Genomic DNA, 19,572 nt, shown 5'->3' with positions numbered 1-19,572 from the left:
TATCTCTGGCCACCTCTCATTTTGTATAAAATTTAATCAATTGTTCGATTCTGTCATTTATTTTTACAAATGACTTTTCTATGATTGGCTCCGTGTTACACCCTTTCAAATTTTCATAAGAGGTCAAATCATGAATTATCTTTTAAAAGGCGCGTTAGCGTCTGCGGGCATCTTTGTGTCTTTATTTAGTGCAGGGAGCTTTGCAAAGGATAATGTCGTGGAAGGAACCATTACAATCAACATTGAAGATGACTTCGTGAATAAGCGAAGTGAACTGTCTTATCGACTGGTCAACAGTCAGGGAAAAGCTACCGAAGTGTTATTCGATAAAGTTCCACATTGGTTAGCCTCCAATCAAAAAGTCAGAATCTACGGTCAGTTTGACAAGGGTAAGCTAAAAGCTTCTCCTGACTCAGTAAGTCTATTACTTGATGAGTCTTCAAGCTCAACAACACAGGCTACCACTCAGGCGAGTACAGTTTCAGGTACCCATCAATTACTGGTGGCCGAAATCAACTTTGCCATAAACCCTATTGTGCGTTTTTCTTCCGCACAGCTTTATGACACTCTGTTTAATACAGCTCACCAGTATTTTCTGGAAAGTTCCTATCAGCAGTTTGGTTTAACAGGCCACGCTTTGGAACCCATTACTGTCGATGTCGATGTCAGCACCTGTGATACCTATGCGATCAGTAATGCAGCTGATGCCATCATTCGTCAAAGAGGTTATGAGCCAACAAACTATGATCACGTGATGTATGTGATCCCAACGCATCCAAACTGCACCTGGTCTGGTAAAGCCAATGTGCAAGGACCTCTGTCATGGATTAAACGTTTTGAATCTGATGTTGTTCACCATGAGCTAGGACATAACCTTGGCCTTTACCATGCACATAGCAAAGACTGCGATACCCAAGTTACCGCAGACTCTGGTTGTGTAGTTGGTGATTATGGTGACTTTATCAGTGGTATGGGTAACGCTCGTGAAACCAATCATTTTAATGCCTTTCAGAAAGAACAATTAGGCTGGATGAATGACAAAGTTGCAACCATCACGCAAAGCACTGAAGTGGTTTTATCGCCACTAGAAATCAATGATAGCAATACCAAGGTTGCTAAAATTTTTAAGCAAACAAAAGCCAGCGGTCAGAACGAATGGTATTACCTGGAGTATCGTCAGGCGATTGGCTTTAATGCGCATCTTGCTGACAGTTACCCGCAATTTTTAACCGGCGTTCGTTTGCGTGAAGGAACTGACAATGCTCCTAACGATAGTTACCTTTTAGATACTACACCAGAAACCTTGAGCTGGACTGATATCACTCTGCAGCCTGGGCAGACTTATCATGACTCTGCCAATGATGTCAGCATCACTCTGGCATCAAGCAATGCTGGCGGTGCTGTAATTCAGGTTAATTATGGCCAGGCACCCGCAATTTGTCAGAATCAGGCTCCTACTATTGAACCAATCAGCAATACATCTGTAGTAACCACTGCAGGCAGCAATCTGGAACTGGCGTACAAGGTTACAAACCGTGATAGTACTGAGTGTAGCTCTTCAACCTTTAATCTATCTTCGAGCACAGATAGCTATATCAACGGTAGTTTTAATTATTCGAATATCAGTCTGGCACCGGGTGCGAGCCAGGAAGTCAACCTATCGCTTGCGGTTGATGCTAATGCCCCATCAGGCGTATATGCTGTAACCAGCAAAGTCTCACATGGTCAGACATTACAAAGCGACCAAGATAATGCTGCAGTTACTGTCGAAGAACAGACGGTTGTCAGTAATACAGCACCGGTTGCGCTAAACGATATGGTGATATTGCCCAGCAAAACCAGCATTACCTTTTCGCCATTAACTAATGACTATGACCCTGATGGCGATAAGATTACTATCATTGGTGTTGAGCAAGGTTCAAAAGGCGATGTTATTTTAAACTCTGATAACAGCTTAACTTACATCCCCGGTAAACCGTTTAAAGACACAGATAGTTTCAGCTATACCATCAGTGATGGAAAGCTAACCACTAGTGCACTTGTTCAAATCAGTCTTGATAGCGGAACAAGTGACAATTCAGACTCCACAACTGGAGGGGGTAAAGGCGGAAATAAAGGTGGCGGTAGAAATAAATAAAGCTAACCTTTATAGAAAGGAATGTAGCAAGGAAACGGGGGCCGAAGCCCCCGTTGTGCTGCGCCTGGAATCTTACTCCTCTGGTTGAGGTAGAGGGCACAAGTCACAGGTTGCTGAATCAGAATCCTGAATCGGATTCGATGCAGAGCCGATATCACCAGGGGCCGCAACAGGTGATGTTGCAGTTACCGAAGCCTGGTTAGTAAGGTTACCATCACTACCGACAGGTAATTCTGATGGTAGGTAGGTTCCTGTTCGTGTTTCACAAACGTTACCTCCGAAGTTACCTTCAAGGAAACCGCTTGCGTCTTCACAGAAGCCACCAGCATTACAGGTATATCCTGCACCACAATCAACATCAATCAGACAGGTTTTAGGGAAATCGAGCGAGAAGCTTTCATTCAAAGCTAAATCCTTATTATCAGTTAATAACACATCAAGTGGTGTATCACCGGTGTTACAGACATCAACTGAATAGTCTTTTTGGACAGCTACCAGATTTCCAGTTTGAGTTAATGACAGATCACACTGTTTGACGATTGAGATCGCAGGAGAGAGTGATAGCGAATCACAACCTATAGTGTATTGATCTGCAGTAATACTCGAACTGCCGAAAGTTACTGAAGCGTCAACGGTATTCATGCCACCGTTAACATCAGAGACATATTGTCCTGAAACTTGCAGTACTTCATTTGGTGCCCAACCATCAGCACCACCGGTTAAGCTGCTAACTGCAGGAGTTAATTGGAATGCCGCGCCGTCACTTGGCTGGTCATCAATAGTGATGACTTCACCAGCACCAATACTACCAACGCCTGTATTGGTCAGGCTAATGGTGTAGTCAATGGTGAACTTGTTGTCGGCGGTTAAGGCAGAAGCGCTACAGGTTTTCGCCACCTCAATACTACACAATGGGAACTGACCTCCAAGGAAGTCTTTCAACTGTGCAGTCTCAGAACGAGAAGAACGTGTTTCGATCAGGAAACTACTGAAGCAAGGAACTTCACTTATCCCTGCGTTCAGCAATGTCTGAGTCACATTTAACCGTCCTTCAAAAAGAGATTCATGAGGATAGGCATCAGGGATTCCCGATTTGTTCTCATATGGCCACAAACCGTTCGCCACTCCCGCCAACTCTTGGTTGTCATTGGTAATCGCACAGGCTACACCAGCATCCGTAGCCGTATTACATTTGGAACCTGCGTCGCCTGAAGAATATAACAGTTGTAAATTATCATCGACGTCGCCTCCACTATTGACCCAGCGCATAACTTGTACAAATGGCTGAGAATTAGAGCCCTGTGGGTATTCCATCACAATAAATAAATCATTCTCTTTGTGCTCTCCGGTGAAGCGGTTGTTTCCATCAGGGCCAACTACGTCCTGGAAGAACCAGAAGCCCATAATCGCATCACCATTATTTGCGTAACGTTCCGCACCGAAGTAAAAGACCAAGTCATTGCCTCCACCCATTTTTGGAAGAAAATAAGCAGCTGCATAACCATTTCTTAAATCATCCTTATCAGGGACGGCACCATCTTTGTACCACCACTGAGTGACGTCTTCCGTATCTTTCGAGCCACCTTTCCAGAATATGGTTGCTGGTGGTAAATCGCTAACCACACCAGTGGCCACTGCGGCAGAACTTACTCCTAAATTTATGTTTTGCCAGTCATCCAGAGCTGTGTCTTTTATCGCATTACCATCCAATTCCACGCTATCAGCCGGATCCAATGCTAGAGCACTGGTTGCAGTAAATAACGCCATCGAACAGGCAAGCGTCCATCGTTTAATGTTCATAGTTAATCCTCCTTTTTGATTCTATGAATACCGACCTTCCAGTAGTCGACACTGTCGATTCCAGGTCAGACACTAGTAATACAAGCAAGGAGCGTGCCAGCACGGATAACTGCTTATAAGTAATGGAAAAGTTTGGTTATAGCGGACGAGTTGAACGGAACTATTGATGCCTATCGTTTCAAATATAGAACAGCATATTGTAAGAATTATGAAAGCTTATAAATAACAGGGAGTTAAAAGAATCTGCACTGTATCATTTTTGATGCAGTTTATATTGAAAGAAATACGTAAGTGTCACTTTATTGCAAAAAAACTAAATAAGACAAGAGGTTGCAAATTCCCAAATTTGGGAATAAATCCGTAATGAGTTTTCTACCAAAATTGACTAGTGCCCGGCTTCGTACAATTCTTTTTGCTTTTGCAGAATCATTTCTCGCAAGCTGGTGCCTTCCTCAATTTGCAAAATGTCGAGCAAAGTATCGTGCTGCTGACTACTTTCGACGTCATCAATATACAAGCCTAAACGTCCCATCAATAAAGTTGCGGTAATCGGCAAAACAATTTCTAAAGTGTCCTGTTCAATACCAGTCCTTCTGGAAACACTGGTAGCAAGATCTCGGCTCACATCTTTTTCTTTAAGAATATGCCCTAGAATATAGTTGCCGTTATCGATTGCTTTTGACTCTATGATTTGATGCGGGTACTTCAAGAACTCTGCACTTTTATTGCGTGCCAGAGCATCCATCAAAGCATCGAGACCACCATAGCGAACATTTTCCTGTAAGCCTTTGAGCATGGCGTCCAAGTATAACTCCATTACCCGATGCAACTGCTCCTGGTGCAGACTATATTGCACACCGATTTCCTGCAATGGCCTTTGGTCCATAGGCATTTCATCATTACCAAATATTAAATCCATCAATGTAACCATTGCCGCCTCCATCATTTACTTTGAGCCATCTGTACCCAATAATTTCCACTATATTCCGGTAAATCGATATAATCAAACCACTTTTAGCGGATTACACACATCTCCTGACCAGGATCAAGGTATTGAAATGTCTGACAATTCCAACGGTAACAGCAACCAGAGCAAAGCTTCTGCTTCTTCCGACAGAATGCAGCACTTTAGAAAACAGGTGTACTACTGGGTAAAGCAGATTCCTTATGGCAAAGTCAGCAGCTATGGTCGAATTGCCAAACTAGCTGGCTTTCCTCGCCATGCTCGCCATGTCAGTAAAGCCTTGGGCCTAGCTCATAGCGATCTAAAGCTGCCTTGGCATAGAGTAATTGGTTCTGATGGTCAAATCGCATTTAATGCTGATAATCCTTACTACGCAGAACAGCGACAGCGATTAAAAAAAGAAGGGGTTAGATTTATTAAGGGTAAAGTAGATGCGGGCTTCTTCTGGTCGCCCCACTCTTCAGCTGCTGGAGACATATCTGCTGAAGAGTTTTTCCGCTAGCGGGATGGCAATGAGTTAATAAATTTATGTTTCAGAGTGACGCAGTCGCTCTTCTCTGAATGACTGGCAATCAAGGCAAAGTTCTGTTTCAGGAGCTACCTCAAGCCGTTTTTCGCTAATAGGCTCATCACACTCCAGACAAAATCCATATTGCTGGTCTTCGATTCTCTTCAGTGCTTTTCTCACCGAGACCAGTCGTTGTTTATCACGCTCCACACCAGCTTCAGACATAGCCTGATCCATCATGGCTGAGCCACGCGAAACTCGGCCAAAACGCGCCTGATCGAGTTCAACTTTTTCATTGACCTCTTCGGCCAATCCTAGAACATCAACCAGTTCTTGTTCGATCTTTAATAGCTCACCTTTAAAGTGAGCAATTTTTTTGTCGCTGATCATGATATACCTTCTGTTAATGAAGATGGCTCAAGTGGGAAATTTCGTCAAACTTTCTGAGTAATTCAATCAGTGATTTGAGCTCAGGTTGGTTTTTATAAACTTCCTCAGCCATGGGAGTGATTTGAGCTGGTCCCGGCGGCAGCCGTTCTTCCTCTACATACTCACGCATTTTTGGTAGAAACACAAACTGTATCCACTCTTCCAGCTGTAAGGTGTCAACACAAAATGGCATGCTACTCTGTAGCTTATGGTGGCCAGGGTGCGACTCTGACCATAATTCCAACTCAACCATATGCTCTTCGATTCGATCAAAGATTTCGATGTACTTTGTTAGCCAGTCAGTGCTACTCATCTGCTACCTCATTTATTTCAACTGTTTTTCCAAGATATTTCTCTGGCCAGAACTGCTGGATGATTTCATTTTCATCAGAAAAACTATGACAGGAATTCAATACGTTATTACTGATTGGAAAGCGACCATCTTCTGAAAAGTTAAGATATGGATAAATCGTCTGAATTGCGGTAGTCGCCATAGGTCTTAATAATTCTATCAGGTGCGAGCAACCTTCAACACCTCCCACCAGCTCCTTAGCTTTCTGCATCCAGCCACGTCCAATCTGCAAACCTATTAGACGCTTATAGTTATCTTCAATCTGTGAGCAGATACTGAATGGCGTTATCGGCATAGCTGCTTCAACATCCTGAATGACCAGCTGATTATCAAGCGTTAAACGCAGCCATAACTCATGCACCAACTCGCCAGGCTGGAGAACACCTCGTTGCAAGGTTGGAAATGGATAACCTTTATCATCAGTCAGGTGGGCTTCAATATCCCATAAACCATCTTCTCTAAGATAGCCATTACATTGAATATGCCGATAATGGATAGGTTTGCGTTTGTTTGGTTTCGATAGAGCCATATTAGATGCCATTTAATGTTTTCATCTACAAACTATCATAACCCAGTTTATTCCTTTCATAAAAAAACCTGGTCATAAAAAGCTTAGACAAAAGTAGCCATGACATAAAAAAAGCCCGCCGAAGCGGGCCTGTATCATTTGGCTCAATTTAACCACTCTCAAGTCGTTCGAGCCCAGGGAGAGACTAACATCGTTATTATTATCATTAACTTCCAATGACTAAGACAGTAAGCGCCTAGAAGTTAAATTTCACACCAACTCGTGCCGTTCTTGGTTTATCAGGACGGGCACCATATGGCTCGCGAGCAACAATTGAATCGTCATCAAACAGGTTATCAATTGTTGCATAAATGCTAGTACTTTCATTGATATCAAACTCAGATGCTAAATCCACAATAAAGCGATCTTCTGTTTGTTGGAAAGCGCCACATGCCGGTTTTGTACAGGTTCCATCAACATAATTCAGGTTAGTGAAAATATTCCAGTCCGCATTGTCATAACCAACAGACAATTGCATCTGATTTTCAGGGATGTATGGAATTGGCTGACCAGTTTCGACGGGCCCCCAGACATTACTGTCAAAGGTTGAAGCAAACTCTGTGTCAGTGTAGGTGTAGCTGAAGCTACCCAACCAGTTTTCTGCAAACTCACCGACAACACGAAGTTCAATACCTTTAACTTCAGCAGCACCACCGTTAAATCGATCACCAATTTCATCAATGCTACAGCCACTATTTGATAAAGTACATTCGCCCAACAGGTTGTCATAATCACTATAGAAAGCAATTAATTCACTGTTATAGCTTTCACCAGCAAAACGTACACCCATTTCATAATTCCAGCTTTCTTCTGGCTTGTCAGTTGGGCTGTTTCCTGGAGGAGCAAAACCTTTATTCACACCAAATAGTAAGCTGGTGTTATCACTAAGTAACCACAAGGCACCAAAGCCAGGTAGAACCTCTGAAGCACTGTTTGTGCGAACATTTGGCGCAGCGCTGCGATCCGTTGCATTTGCCCAGTCTTCACGCTTCAGCTCAACGTCTTCATAACGTACACCCGGGGTAAATATCCAGTCGCCATATGTAATGGTGTCAACCAGGTAGTAAGAGTTTGCTTCTGCTGAAGAAACACGGTTACCAGCAGTTCCCCAGGCATCAGCTTGATCTAATACCAGTGTACCGCCCTGCTGAATGAAATAGCTGTTACGTTGGAAGCGATCTTCTTCATCTTCGTGAACACGCAAACCTAACTGTAGATCATGTTGTGCTTCGCCGACGGTGAAGTCCCACTCGAAACTGGCCTGAATGCCTTCACTCAAGTAGTTACGATTGTTGTCAGTAATTTCAATTCGATCATTAGGCGCATCAGCTCCATCCAAAATAGACTGGAAGTAAACTGCGTTAGTACCACCAGAGTTAATGGTATTGATAATGCTTGACCAGCTGTAACGAGTTGTTGTGCCCGGATTTAATGGATCTTCTATAATGAAAGCACCAGTCTTGTACCAGTTACGAGCTGTTTCATTACGATAAGCAGTCACACGCAAGTCGAAACTATTGGTTAAATCTGCATAATAACTTAGTACATATTGGTCATGCTCACCTGCGAAAGTATCCAGTGCCGAAACGCCATACATGCGGTAAGGGTCAGCGGCAAAGTCAGCATCAGTCAGGCCAAGGTATGACTGATCTGAATCTTCAGTTGAATGTTGAATTTTGATATCCAGTTGCTGGTAAACATCAGCTGAGTAATCGGAGTTGAAGCGGAATTTAGCCACATAATCATCTTTATCGAAGCCAGTCTCATCGCCATGACGGTCAATCGTTTTAAAGCCGTCGGTTACATGCTTGTTGGCTTCAATCAAATATCCAAAGTTATCGCTACTATCGCCATAATATGCGTAAGCACGACGCTCATTATTTTCACCAAGCTCAAGTTTTAGCTGCCCCTGAGCATCGACTGGAATCTGACGAGAAATCAAGTTTACTGCACCACCCACAGTAAATGGTCCGTATTTAATAGCTGCAGGACCTTTCAAAACTTCTATGCCAGTGATGCGATCAAATGTTGGGAAATAATACGCTGAAGAAGCTGAATATGGCGCTGGGGCAATCAAAACACCATCTTCCATAAGAGTAATGCGGCCTGAGCGACCTGTACCTGTACCTCGGATACCGATGTTTGGACGTAAACCTAAGCCATCTTCCAGTTGAATGTAAACACCTGGGATCTGCTGTAGTGCACGATTAACGTCAGTGTATTTGAACTCTTCCAATTCGGTTTCGGAAACAACATGTGCGGAGCCCGGTACTTTCTGAGCTGCATTGCTATCTCCAATAATTTGGATTGTTTGAACTTCCCCGCCTTTCTTAACGTCATCGGCCACGACAGATTGAGGAGCGGAAAGTGCTACAGTCATTGCGACTGTTAGTACACAAATTTTGAAACGAGGTTGCATTGTCATACCCTGTATTGTGTTTGCAAGTGAACAACTTGGGCATTATAAAACTAAATGAGAATGGTTATCAACAGCATTCCTATTTGTTTTTGGGTTTTTTTGACAATTTCCTCTGTAGTGTCCTTCTGTGCATACCTAATGCTCTAGCGGTTGCTGAAATATTACCCTGATGGTGAGCGAGAACTGACTGAATGTGTTCCCACTGTAATCGATCAACGGATAACACATCGGGCTCACTGGGTTGCTCTCTGGGTTGACCTGCGAGTTCAGCACCTGACTGTTCTATCATCTCCTGGCCAAGGTCATGAGTGGAGTTTGTCATTGGGGCTTGAGTCAGGGCAGCCATAATCTGGCTGGCATTGGCTGGCTTGGGCAGATAGTTGTCGGCACCCAACTTAATTGATTGCACGGTGGTGGCAATACTGGCATAACCGGTCAACACTAAAATACTTGCCCTTGGATAGTTTTGTCTTATCTGTGGTAACACGGTCAACCCAGAGTCACCATCAAAATACAGATCCAGCACCACATAATCAAAAGCATCCTTTTCATTAAGCTGCTCTAGCTGTTGCAAGGAGTTAAGATGCTTGCACTCCAACCCCCTCTTCTGAAGTGAGTTTTGCAGCACCTGAGCAAACACTGCATCATCCTCAATCAGTAGCAATTTCTTCTTCATTGTCTACCTCTGGGCGCTGACTGGGGTTTACTGATAAGAGGCAAACTTATAGTCACCACCGCCCCCTGTGCATGATTGTCAATATTTATGTTGCCGCCCATCAGTTCGATACTCGCATTTGAGATCAGACTGCCGGTGCCCATACCCTGCTGAGACTGTTGGCTGGGAATTAATCCATAGGATTGCATCTGCTGTTGACCCACGCCATCCCCATAATCCAATACTCTTAACAGTAACAACGGCTGCTCGCTATCAGATTTAATAATTTCGGACATTAGTTGAATACGTTGTTGAGAATTCTGTATTGAAGCTCTGGCCGCATTATCCATCAGATTCAGAATGGCGCTAATAAAGCCAAGGTGACTATCAAGACAATATTCTGCAAATTTCAAGCTGGAGTTGTCAGTATCAACCCGCTCCAGCCTAATATCAGGGTGTATCAATCGGAAACTGGAAGCAATCTGACTGAGTAACTCCTTGACGGTCAGAGTTTGATATTGACGTTGCTTGAGTTGTTCAAACTGCTGCTGAATATTTCGGGTAATATCCTTACAACGACTAACCTGCTGCTCCATTAATCTTTTATCATATGAATCAGGCATATCATCAAGCAAAACTGCCAGACTTGATAATGGGGTATTCAGCTGATGTGCAGCATCTGCTGCAGACACCCCCAGTGCCAATAAGTAATCGTCCCTGAGCTGCCTTTGTTTCTGTTGCTCCAATTGCTGTTGTTGAGCACGAGTAGCCGCTACCAGCCGCACAACCAGGTAGTAAAGCAATACAGCGCTGGCTATGAACACCAACCACATGCCAACCAGGTGTGAGTTAAAGCTTTGGTGCGCCTGATGTTCGGAAACCGGGCTCATGAGTAAGGTATATCCGGCAATTGCAATCAGTAATAGGCTCAACGCATAGCGGGGTCTTAGCATTAAAGAAGCTGTCGCCACCGGTAACAACAGTAGTGAAATCAGTGGATTAGCTATGCCTCCCGTAAGATAGACATAAGTAATCAGTAACAAAGCATCGAGTAATAGAGCAATAAATATTGCCTGCTCACTAACACTTGTGCGATAGACTACCAGAGTATGCAAGAGTATTGCTGCCTGGGCGGATAGAATGACCCAGATAACAGGTGAAGGCAGCTGTTGTAGCCAAAATAGATAAAGCACCTGTAGAAATAGAGCAGCCCCTCTTGCCCAACTAAGCGGTATCAGGATCGGCTGGTTAAAACTTGAAGTGGCCATGAGGTTTTCTGAATTTATATATTAGCAAATTATAATATAATTTAACGGAAAAACCTAATCAACAATAATTGCACCCTGTCTCAAGACTTCGACTCAGTAACTGCGCTATCATAAAGCTCATCTGATTTCTTAGGAGTTCTATTATGCAAAAGTGGCTACTATTAATTATAATCGCGCTGTCATTAAGTGCTTGCTCAAATGAAGAAAAAGAATCTGATAAACTGCTGTCAGACTATAAGCAGCAACAGCTTGATAAAGCCAAACAGGTCGAGCAGCAAATGCAGAAGCGAGTGGACAATCTTGATCAAGAATTAAAAGAAGCTACAGAAAATAAAGAAGACGACCAACCATTTTAAGATTCACTAATCATTAGGCTACTCTACACAAATTATGCAACGCTCTAATTTAATTACTGCAGCTGGCGCGGTACGCCTTCGTAATGAACTTGCCTACTTATGGAAAACACTTCGTCCTGAAGTAACTCGCGCTATCAATGCAGCGGCAGCCGAAGGCGATAGAAGTGAAAATGCGGAATATATTTATCGAAAGAAGCAGTTACGCGAGATCGATCGTAGAGTTCGATATTTACAAAAACGCACAGCTGAAATTCGAGTGATTGAACATACACCACATGAAAAAGATAAAATTTTTTTTGGTGCTCAGGTTACCCTGGAAGATGAACAAGGCAACAAAGTAACTTATCGCCTGGTGGGTTCTGACGAATTTGATCATAAACCTCATTACATCAGCATTGACTCACCCATGGCTCGAGCCCTGTTAAAAAAACAAATCGATGATGAGGTTCAACTAAAATTGCCTGACGGACAAAAACTATTCTGGATAATCAGCATCGACTATCCTTCTCCACATGAAGATTAAGAAAGGCTCAATTGAGCCTTTTTATATAGTTTAAAGACGATAACTGATACTCAAGGAACCAAAACGAGCATTACCATTTCGCTCTTCAAAGGTCGCGGTAGTTTCCGCTAATGAAAACAGCAAGCCCCAGTCTTTCCAATTCCAGACAAAGCCTGTCGAGTAAATTAATTGCTCATTTTTGAGCGTTACTGATGGACTATCACGGAAAGTATTGCCATTTACAAATATATCATTGAAAACGTAACGTGGTTGCACACCAAAAAAGATGTAATACTCTTCAGAATTTGTGCCAGCGAGCGGATTTACTCCACGTCCGGGTAACACACTAATTGCAGCATGACTACGCTCAAGGTTTAATCCCCAGCGGATCATATAGGTTCCCGCCACGTAAGAGGTATAGTTGCCGCCACTGGCCTCGAGTATGCCAATAAAATCAACGCCATGCCCATCACCATTTTCGATTTCATAACGCCAGCTGCGACGAGCCTGTAGTGCAAACACTGGTTCATTATGCAACTGATAATCCCAGCCCATTGGCTTGTCTGAACCAGTAATTTTATGCACTGTTTTTTGTGACTGTTCCGCTAACGAAGCTGGACCAACGATACCTAACACCAGGTTAAACTGATCAGCTCGCGTTTTAGTCCAGGAGTGGATGGTTCCACGCCAGCCAAGTACGCCAGCATAGGGTAAGTCGTCAGGTTCGAAGTCTGGATTGGTAATATCGGCAGGTGTTTGAATACCCTGAAAAATACTGTAGGTTGCGGCATTAAAATGCTGAGGGTCATCGTGAACACCAAAAGCATGCGCCATTGTCTGTAGCCACTCTGGACTATCGGTCTCGGCCATGGTTTGGTAAGGACCTCGCCCCCAACTATAGCCAATACCATTGGTGTAGCCTCCGTCTCGACCAGCAAACAGATCATTTTCTACGGTAATGGTGACAAAAGTATCTGGGTCTTCCAGTTCCTGTTCTGCAAAAGGGAGATCACTTGCTGCAATCGTCAGTTGACTAAAACAAAGCGCTAGACAGCCTATAACTGCTTGTCGCTTTTTAACAAACATACCATGTCCTTCTGTTGGGATTACGAATTTTAGTGGTTACCGCGGTTCTTGAACCTATCTTTAACCTTGTTAACCACCTGCTCTGAATACTCCCCATTTTTCACTTCCTTGCGTATCGTTTCTTCGACGATGTTTACAGCATCATCAATAGTCATGTAACCCTTTTTGTATGACCGTCTATGTTTAAATAGATTAATATGATGATCGCTACGTCGCCCCCAGGCCATTAGTCGATCCCAATAAGAAGGCTTAGATTTATCGCGCTCACCAAAGTCTAGAATATAACAGAAGAGAGCTACAGGGATTAACATGAAATCGCGAATAGCGTCTATACCTAATTTGACTTGCAATAGGATTAACTCTCTGGTTCTGTCCCAAGTGTCCGTTTGTTCGCCTGACTGTTCTGTTTCCTGCTCGTCATCAAGCTTTATCAATTCCTGTTTATCTTTTTGATTTTCCATCGTTTACTCCTAACCATGCTGTATGATTAAAGTTTACAGCTTCTTACCAAACCCTTTATTAAACAACTCTCGATTTATCTGCTTTTCTTCATCATTTTTCTTCAACAAAACATATACCGAGCCAAGACCTCCATGCTGCTTCTGAGCAGAATGAAATGCTAAAACCGCTTCATGTTGTTTCAACCAATGATTCACATGACTTTTTAAAACAGCCTGAGGATGGCTTCGTTCACCTTTACCATGAGTGATCAAAACCGTTCGCTTGCCTCGCTTTAAACTTCCATTAATAAAATAAAACACATCATCCCTTGCTTCGTTAACACTCCTACGGTGTAAATCGATATGGGCATCAATGGGATACTTGCCTAAACGCAGTTTTTTATAAACACCTTCCTGAACACCATCTTTCTTATATTCTAGCCAGTCATTAGGCTGAACTGGCTCAACAAAGTCAGTGCTTAAATAATTGGGATCAACATTGGGCTTACGACCTAAAGCGGCCTCGCGTCTTGCCTGCTGGGCAATATTTGGTCCCTCTTTGGATTGATGCAAGTTGACGCGATCATTTTTGAGGCGCTTAACATCAGATAACTCTTTTTTAAACAAATCAAAATCATCTTGTGACATAAAACACCTCAATACACCTTAGCAAATGTTGCTCTAAATACCGCTCTTCATCTCTTCCAACGCTTCCCAGCGCTCAAACTTCCTTTCCAGATCGGCTTCCAGCTGCTCTAAATCTTGCTTGGTTTGCGCAATCTTATCGCCATCCTGCTGATAAAATTCAGGGGCACTCATTTGAGCATGAATCACTTCAATTTTTTGTTCAAGCTCAGCAAGTAGCTCTGGTAGCTTATCCAATTCCAGTTGATCTTTATAACTTAACTTCTTCGTTTTTTTCTGACTCTTGGAGCTTACTTTAGTTGCAGGTTCTGAATCTTTCTGTTTTTCCTGAGCAAGCTTATTATTACTGGTCTGTTTTTCTGACTCAGGTTTTTGTCTTAACCAATCGTCATAACCACCAACATACTCTTTGACGATACCATTGCCTTCGAATGCAATGGTGCTGGTCACCACATTATTCAGGAAGTCTCGATCATGCGATACCAGCATTAAGGTTCCTGGATAGTTATCCAGCATCTCCTCCAGTAACTCCAGAGTCTCGATATCAAGGTCATTGGTTGGCTCATCAAGAATGAGCAAGTTTGATGGCTTTGCTAATATTTTCGCCAACAGCAATCTGTTGCGTTCACCACCCGACAAAGCTGTAATAGGAGCTCTTGCTCGCTCAGGTGTAAACAAAAAATCCTGCATGTAGCTGATTACATGTCGCGGCTGTCCATTGATGGTCATCATATCCTTTCCGCCGGAAACATTATCCATTGCCGATTGCTTTTCATCGAGCTGAGCCCGGTGCTGATCGAAATAGGCAATTTCTAATTTAGTACCAAGCTTAACTTCACCGCGGTCGGGTTTTAGTTCTCCCAGCAAAATATTGATCAGAGTGGTCTTGCCGACCCCATTAGGACCGATAATACCGATTCGGTCGCCACGCATAATAAAGGTTGAAAAGTCATCAACCAGCGTTCGGCCTTCAAAACCGTGATGAATGTTTTTTGCCTCAATGACCTTCTTTCCGGATAGCTCGACATCCTGAGCCTGCATTTTCACATTACCGATGAGATTGCGTCTTTCTGCTCTTTCTTTACGAGCTGCTTCGAGTCGTCTCACTCGCCCTTCGTTACGAGTACGGCGCGCTTTAATTCCCTGGCGGATCCAAACTTCTTCCTGAGCCAACTTTTTATCAAAATCCTGATTCTGCTTCTCTTCGGCAGCTAATTGCTCAGCTTTTCTACGAAGATAATTTTCATAATCACCAGGCCAGGACGTCAGTCGTCCACGATCAACTTCAACAATTCGAGTCGCCAGATTTTTCAGGAAGCGACGATCGTGCGTAATAAATAACAAACTGCCTTCATATGCCTTAAGAAAGTTTTCCAACCACTCAATAGACTCTACATCCAGGTGGTTTGTTGGCTCATCCAGCAACAGAATATCAGGTTGCTCAACCAGTGCCTTAGCCAGCAGGACTCTTCTTTTCATACCACCTGACAATTCATCAAATGCTTTATCCGCATCCAAACTCAATCGGTTAATGACGGTTTCGACTTTCTGATCCATCGCCCAGCCATCAATTTCCTCGATTTTTTCCTGCACTCTAGCCAGCTTCTGCATTGATGCTTCATCAGCAGATTGGGTTAAATGGTGGAATTCACGGATTAATGCACCAGCCTCACCAAGCCCTTCGGCGACTACATCAAATACACTGCCACTGGTACCTGATGGTACTTCCTGAGTCAGCTTCGCGATCTTGATTCCTTGATTGAATCGAATTTCACCATCATCCGGCACAATTTCACGGTTGATGACTTTCAAGAGAGTTGATTTGCCGACACCATTACGGCCAATAAGACAGACTCTTTCGCCTGGTTCGATAGTAAAATCGACTTTGTTGAGCAGGGCAGGACCGCCATAACTTACTTCAACTTGTTGTAGTGCTACTAATGCCATTAAAATGATACTTTTCGTGTTTTCGCTATTTTAACGTAAAAGATTGCCAATGACCTGCCCTCTTTGTCTCAACCATCAAACTTTGCACTTTCATACGGATAAGCAAAGGGATTACTTACAGTGTCAGGTCTGCGATCTGGTGTTTGTTCCCAAACAGCAACTATTAAGTCCTGAACAGGAAAAGTCGCAATATGACTTACACCAAAACTCTCCAGCAGACATTGGTTACCGTCAATTTCTAAGTCGCTTGGTAGAACCTCTTAAAGGACGGCTTTCAGCCACAGCGAAGGGACTTGATTTCGGCTGTGGTCCAGGTCCGACAATATCCATAATGATGTCAGAAGCCGGCTTTTCAATGGACAACTATGATCCTTTTTACGCTAACCATCCTGATCTACTGGAGCGTTCTTATGACTTTATTACCAGCACCGAAGTCTTTGAACATCTTCACCACCCTTCTGAAGTTATTCCTTTGTTAATTAATATGCTCAAACCTGGTGGTATTCTTGGCATCATGACCAAACGCTGGGTTGATAAAGAGGCATTCAGTCGATGGCACTATAAAAACGACCCTACCCATGTCTGTTTTTATTCGGAGCGAACCTTTGAGTGGCTTGCGGCACAATGGGACTTAAGCGTTGAAATAATTTCTGCCGATACATTATTTCTTATCAAGCACGAAGCCTAATATAAAAAAGGCGGATCCATTAATTGAATCCGCCAAGTTAGTCTTCAAGTGAGGACTAAGGGGTGTCCGACTCTTTGTAACCTACCGATTAATTCTTGCGAAGCTCGATGTCACCATTGACCGTGTCAAACGACAAGTTAGCACCACCACCGTTATATGTACCATTCATATCGGCTCCAACATACTCACCTTCATCCACTTCTATACCAAACTCATTGCTCAAGTCGCCGTTTAGAGTTTCTGAAGATAGTTTGAAAGAAGAATCGGCAGGTGCGTATAACGTAATGTCACCATTGACGCTATCGGCCTTAACTCTTTGTGAAGAACCTAAGCGGTCCATCTTAATGACTATTTGGCCATTAACCGTATCGGCAGACACATCACCAGAAGAGCCTTCAATGGTAATCTGGCCATTAACGGCATCAGCCTGAACGTCACTACGCATATTCTTAATGGTAATGGCACCATTGACTGAATCAATTGAGTTCAACTTTGCCTTGTTTGGTACTCTTAAGACAAAATCAACTTCACCGGAGCCACTACCCCAGCTGAACATACCTCTGCTTTTAAAGTCGACTTCGACATCAAAATCTTTGTCGCTATGATCAATGACGACCTCAATACGCTCCAGGTCTTTCTCATTATCAGCAGTAATTACGTACTCAAGAGCAATTTCATCTTTATCCCAACCAGAAACATCAATGCTGCCATTAATGTTTTCCACAGAAACCGAGCCTGTTGCACTAAAGTCGTAAATTTGCGAAAAGCTCTTGGTTTCTTCCGCATGGGAAACGGTCCCCATTACCGAAAAAGCCACTAAAGCACTCGTATATATTAATGTCTTCATTGTTAACCCTCATTATTTGTTAATACACCTATTGGATGCCAATAACTGGCAAAGGGTTTAGTCTCTTATTGAATGTTTGAAAAAAGCCCTCATAAGAGGGCTTTTTTTGATGACTAGTTATCCTTCTTTTTCTTTTTGAGAAAATCTCCAAGCTTATCCTCAAGCTCATCTTTCACCTTATCTTCCAGTTCCTCTTTCTTCTCATCTATTTTGCCCTGGTACTCCGCTTTGATAATTGCCTCATAATCAATATTAGCTTTTGGCTCAGCCCAGGTTCCTTTTAATTCAAAAGGTAGCTTTTTGCCAGCAAGCTTAGGATACTTGGCTTCTACCTGTTCCTTTAAAGCACCTTTTAAGACTAATTGGAAATTACCGCCGATACTTTCTTTATTGGCATCCGTTGTAGCTTTACCAACCAGATCAAATACCGGTGAATTTATCGCAAAGTTAGACAGATCAATAACACCATTATTAGCTTTCAGATCCCCTTTCATTCCTGCAAATACCGTCTTACCACTGTATGTTTCTTTATTAAGGCTCTGCAGACTCAAGCCAGAAGCAATCAGCTTTTCTATATCAATGCCCATTAAGGCACCATCGGATAAATTGATATGTCCAGTACCATTAAGGTTTTGCAGCATCTGTTTAGCATCTGAACCTTTGGTTTTCATATCAAGATCAAGTGCTCCCAAACCGGATAGGCGCTCGAAATCAAAGAAAGCAGCAAGCAGGTCACCAATTTGAATATTATTCAGATCAGGCTGTACAGCCAGTGCCAACGGTTTGCTGGCAAAATCGACACTGGCAGTGGTTGCCAGATCTCCCTGGAAAGCTTTTGCCTTGAAGGGGTCAAGATGTAAGGTTGCACCTTTATTGAACAGCTTGGCAGTAACATCAGTAAATTTGCTGTTTTTCAGGTTCAGGCTACCGATAGCCAGGTCGCCTTGAATGCGGGACTGCTTCAAGAAATCAGCGATGGGAGACAAATCAGCGGCAGGTTTAGCCTCTATCTCCTTCTTGCTACTGGTAGCCATAAACTGATCGAGAGTCAGGCTGTCAGCGGACAAACTGACTTTAATATCGTTAACCTTACCTAACCCAGCAGAAGCATTTAATTGTATTTTCTGACCATCCAGAGCCACAGTACCTTTATGCTCAATCAAAGTTGATTCACCCTGAGCTATGGAAAGCACACCCGTTAAACCGATTGACTGTATGGAAGAAGAAACATTATCGACACTGGCGTCCATCTTTTGTAAATCAATCTGTTTAAAGTCCTGACTTACTTTTAGGTCACCAGCCAGAGACCACTTCATAACCGGTTGATTAACTTCCCCGGCTATTTTACCGCTAGCGCTAACAGGTCTGAATTCACCCGGATGGAAATCTTCTATAACCAACTGCTCCAAAGTAATGCTTTGGCCCAACTTGTTATTAGAATCAAACTGATTAACAGTAAAATTTGTCAGCTCCAGCTTCTGCAAGCTCAGCTCTAAAGCTTCTTTAGTCGTAGAGGGATCTTGGGCTGTATCTGCTTCACCTTTTTTCTGCAGCGCTTCAGTAAAAGCCTGCAGGTTCGATTTACCCTGTGGCCCCTGGGTTATATTTAAAGTAGCGTCGGTTAGCGATACGGCACCCACTTCAATATCACCACTTATGAGCGGCAACAATTTGATGCTAGCCGAAACAGCACCAATTTCCAGAGCAGATTTATCCTGAGTAAAACCAGGGGGTTGGCTTAAAGCGATACCACCGGTTTCTATCGCCAGCCACGGGAAAAATGACAAGCTTAAATCTTGTTCAATTACCAGTTCTGCACCGGTTTTTTCTTTCACTTGCTTGGTGAGAGTTGTTTTTAGTTGGTCGCTATTAAAGAAAATAATCAAGGCAACGGCCGCTACTATGAACAGTGCGACGATGGCAATAATTAGTCTGAGGCTCCATTTAAATAAGGTTTTCAT

Annotated in this window: 19 protein-coding genes; 5 read left to right on the top strand and 14 right to left on the bottom strand. The window is 43.1% G+C overall.

What is annotated here, in order from left to right; translation table 11 throughout:
* Positions 1–130: 130 nt before the first annotated feature.
* Positions 131–2,137, top strand: coding sequence for an Ig-like domain-containing protein (locus CW740_RS02280; RefSeq protein ID WP_106646006.1), 2,007 nt, complete (start codon positions 131–133; stop codon positions 2,135–2,137).
* A 72-nt stretch (positions 2,138–2,209) separates the two neighbouring features.
* On the opposite strand, the gene CW740_RS02275 is transcribed toward CW740_RS02280, so the two are convergent.
* Both CW740_RS02275 and CW740_RS02270 read right to left on the bottom strand, forming a co-directional pair.
* On the bottom strand, positions 2,210–3,937 hold the full coding sequence (locus CW740_RS02275) for a hypothetical protein (protein ID WP_106646005.1): 1,728 nt from the start codon (positions 3,935–3,937) through the stop codon (positions 2,210–2,212).
* Positions 3,938–4,322: 385 nt separating this feature from the next.
* The gene (locus tag CW740_RS02270; protein ID WP_106647991.1) at positions 4,323–4,868 is read right to left on the bottom strand and encodes a DUF937 domain-containing protein; all 546 of its coding nucleotides are present in this window, start codon (positions 4,866–4,868) and stop codon (positions 4,323–4,325) included.
* Positions 4,869–4,995: 127 nt separating this feature from the next.
* Between CW740_RS02270 and CW740_RS02265 the strand changes: the two genes are divergently transcribed.
* Positions 4,996–5,403 carry an MGMT family protein gene (locus CW740_RS02265; RefSeq protein ID WP_106646004.1) on the top strand — a complete coding sequence of 136 codons (408 nt, stop codon included), beginning with the start codon at positions 4,996–4,998 and terminating at the stop codon, positions 5,401–5,403.
* Between the two features lie 24 nt (positions 5,404–5,427).
* Here CW740_RS02265 and CW740_RS02260 read toward each other — a convergent pair whose 3' ends face one another.
* From CW740_RS02260 to CW740_RS02235, 6 genes are all read right to left on the bottom strand, one after another.
* A complete protein-coding gene (locus CW740_RS02260) occupies positions 5,428–5,799 on the bottom strand; it encodes a TraR/DksA family transcriptional regulator (protein WP_106646003.1) in 372 nt (123 codons plus the stop codon).
* Positions 5,800–5,812: 13 nt separating this feature from the next.
* Entirely contained in the window at positions 5,813–6,151 is a 339-nt protein-coding gene (locus CW740_RS02255) for a YqcC family protein (RefSeq protein WP_106646002.1), read from the bottom strand.
* Complete coding sequence (locus tag CW740_RS02250) at positions 6,144–6,719, bottom strand: DUF2889 domain-containing protein (RefSeq protein WP_106646001.1); 576 nt, start codon at positions 6,717–6,719, stop codon at positions 6,144–6,146. The genes CW740_RS02255 and CW740_RS02250 overlap by 8 nt, the downstream gene beginning before the upstream one ends.
* Before the next feature lie 235 nt (positions 6,720–6,954).
* Complete coding sequence (locus CW740_RS02245; protein ID WP_106646000.1) at positions 6,955–9,177, bottom strand: TonB-dependent receptor family protein; 2,223 nt, start codon at positions 9,175–9,177, stop codon at positions 6,955–6,957.
* Positions 9,178–9,256: 79 nt separating this feature from the next.
* Positions 9,257–9,853 carry a response regulator transcription factor gene (locus CW740_RS02240; protein WP_106645999.1) on the bottom strand — a complete coding sequence of 199 codons (597 nt, stop codon included), beginning with the start codon at positions 9,851–9,853 and terminating at the stop codon, positions 9,257–9,259.
* Entirely contained in the window at positions 9,850–11,100 is a 1,251-nt protein-coding gene (locus CW740_RS02235; protein ID WP_106645998.1) for an ATP-binding protein, read from the bottom strand. The genes CW740_RS02240 and CW740_RS02235 overlap by 4 nt, the downstream gene beginning before the upstream one ends.
* A gap of 143 nt (positions 11,101–11,243) precedes the next feature.
* On the opposite strand from CW740_RS02235, the gene CW740_RS02230 reads away from it, so the two are divergent.
* Both CW740_RS02230 and greB read left to right on the top strand, forming a co-directional pair.
* Positions 11,244–11,456, top strand: a complete 213-nt coding sequence (locus CW740_RS02230) for a hypothetical protein (RefSeq protein ID WP_106645997.1) — start codon at positions 11,244–11,246, stop codon at positions 11,454–11,456.
* 34 nt (positions 11,457–11,490) lie between these two features.
* Complete coding sequence (gene greB, locus CW740_RS02225; RefSeq protein WP_106645996.1) at positions 11,491–11,979, top strand: transcription elongation factor GreB; 489 nt, start codon at positions 11,491–11,493, stop codon at positions 11,977–11,979.
* A gap of 30 nt (positions 11,980–12,009) precedes the next feature.
* Here the strand turns inward: greB and CW740_RS02220 are convergent, their stop codons facing one another.
* From CW740_RS02220 to uup, 4 genes are read right to left on the bottom strand one after another with little or no spacing between them, the layout of a single operon-like run.
* Positions 12,010–13,044, bottom strand: coding sequence for a lipid A deacylase LpxR family protein (locus CW740_RS02220; protein ID WP_106645995.1), 1,035 nt, complete (start codon positions 13,042–13,044; stop codon positions 12,010–12,012).
* Between the two features lie 29 nt (positions 13,045–13,073).
* Positions 13,074–13,505, bottom strand: a complete 432-nt coding sequence (locus CW740_RS02215; protein ID WP_106645994.1) for a hypothetical protein — start codon at positions 13,503–13,505, stop codon at positions 13,074–13,076.
* 33 nt (positions 13,506–13,538) lie between these two features.
* Complete coding sequence (smrA, locus tag CW740_RS02210) at positions 13,539–14,132, bottom strand: DNA endonuclease SmrA (RefSeq protein WP_106645993.1); 594 nt, start codon at positions 14,130–14,132, stop codon at positions 13,539–13,541.
* A 33-nt stretch (positions 14,133–14,165) separates the two neighbouring features.
* Positions 14,166–16,076, bottom strand: coding sequence for an ATP-binding cassette ATPase Uup (gene uup / locus CW740_RS02205; RefSeq protein WP_106645992.1), 1,911 nt, complete (start codon positions 16,074–16,076; stop codon positions 14,166–14,168).
* Between the two features lie 49 nt (positions 16,077–16,125).
* Between uup and CW740_RS02200 the strand changes: the two genes are divergently transcribed.
* Positions 16,126–16,764 (top strand): class I SAM-dependent methyltransferase, encoded by a 639-nt coding sequence (locus CW740_RS02200; RefSeq protein WP_106645991.1) that lies wholly within the window; start codon positions 16,126–16,128, stop codon positions 16,762–16,764.
* An 88-nt stretch (positions 16,765–16,852) separates the two neighbouring features.
* Here the strand turns inward: CW740_RS02200 and CW740_RS02195 are convergent, their stop codons facing one another.
* Entirely contained in the window at positions 16,853–17,611 is a 759-nt protein-coding gene (locus tag CW740_RS02195; RefSeq protein ID WP_106645990.1) for a DUF4097 family beta strand repeat-containing protein, read from the bottom strand.
* Positions 17,612–17,724: 113 nt separating this feature from the next.
* Complete coding sequence (locus tag CW740_RS02190; protein ID WP_106645989.1) at positions 17,725–19,572, bottom strand: AsmA family protein; 1,848 nt, start codon at positions 19,570–19,572, stop codon at positions 17,725–17,727.

The organism is Kangiella profundi, assembly GCF_002838765.1.
GTDB classification, from domain to species: Bacteria; Pseudomonadota; Gammaproteobacteria; order Enterobacterales; family Kangiellaceae; genus Kangiella; species Kangiella profundi.
This window is presented reverse-complemented; position numbering and strand designations above follow the sequence as displayed.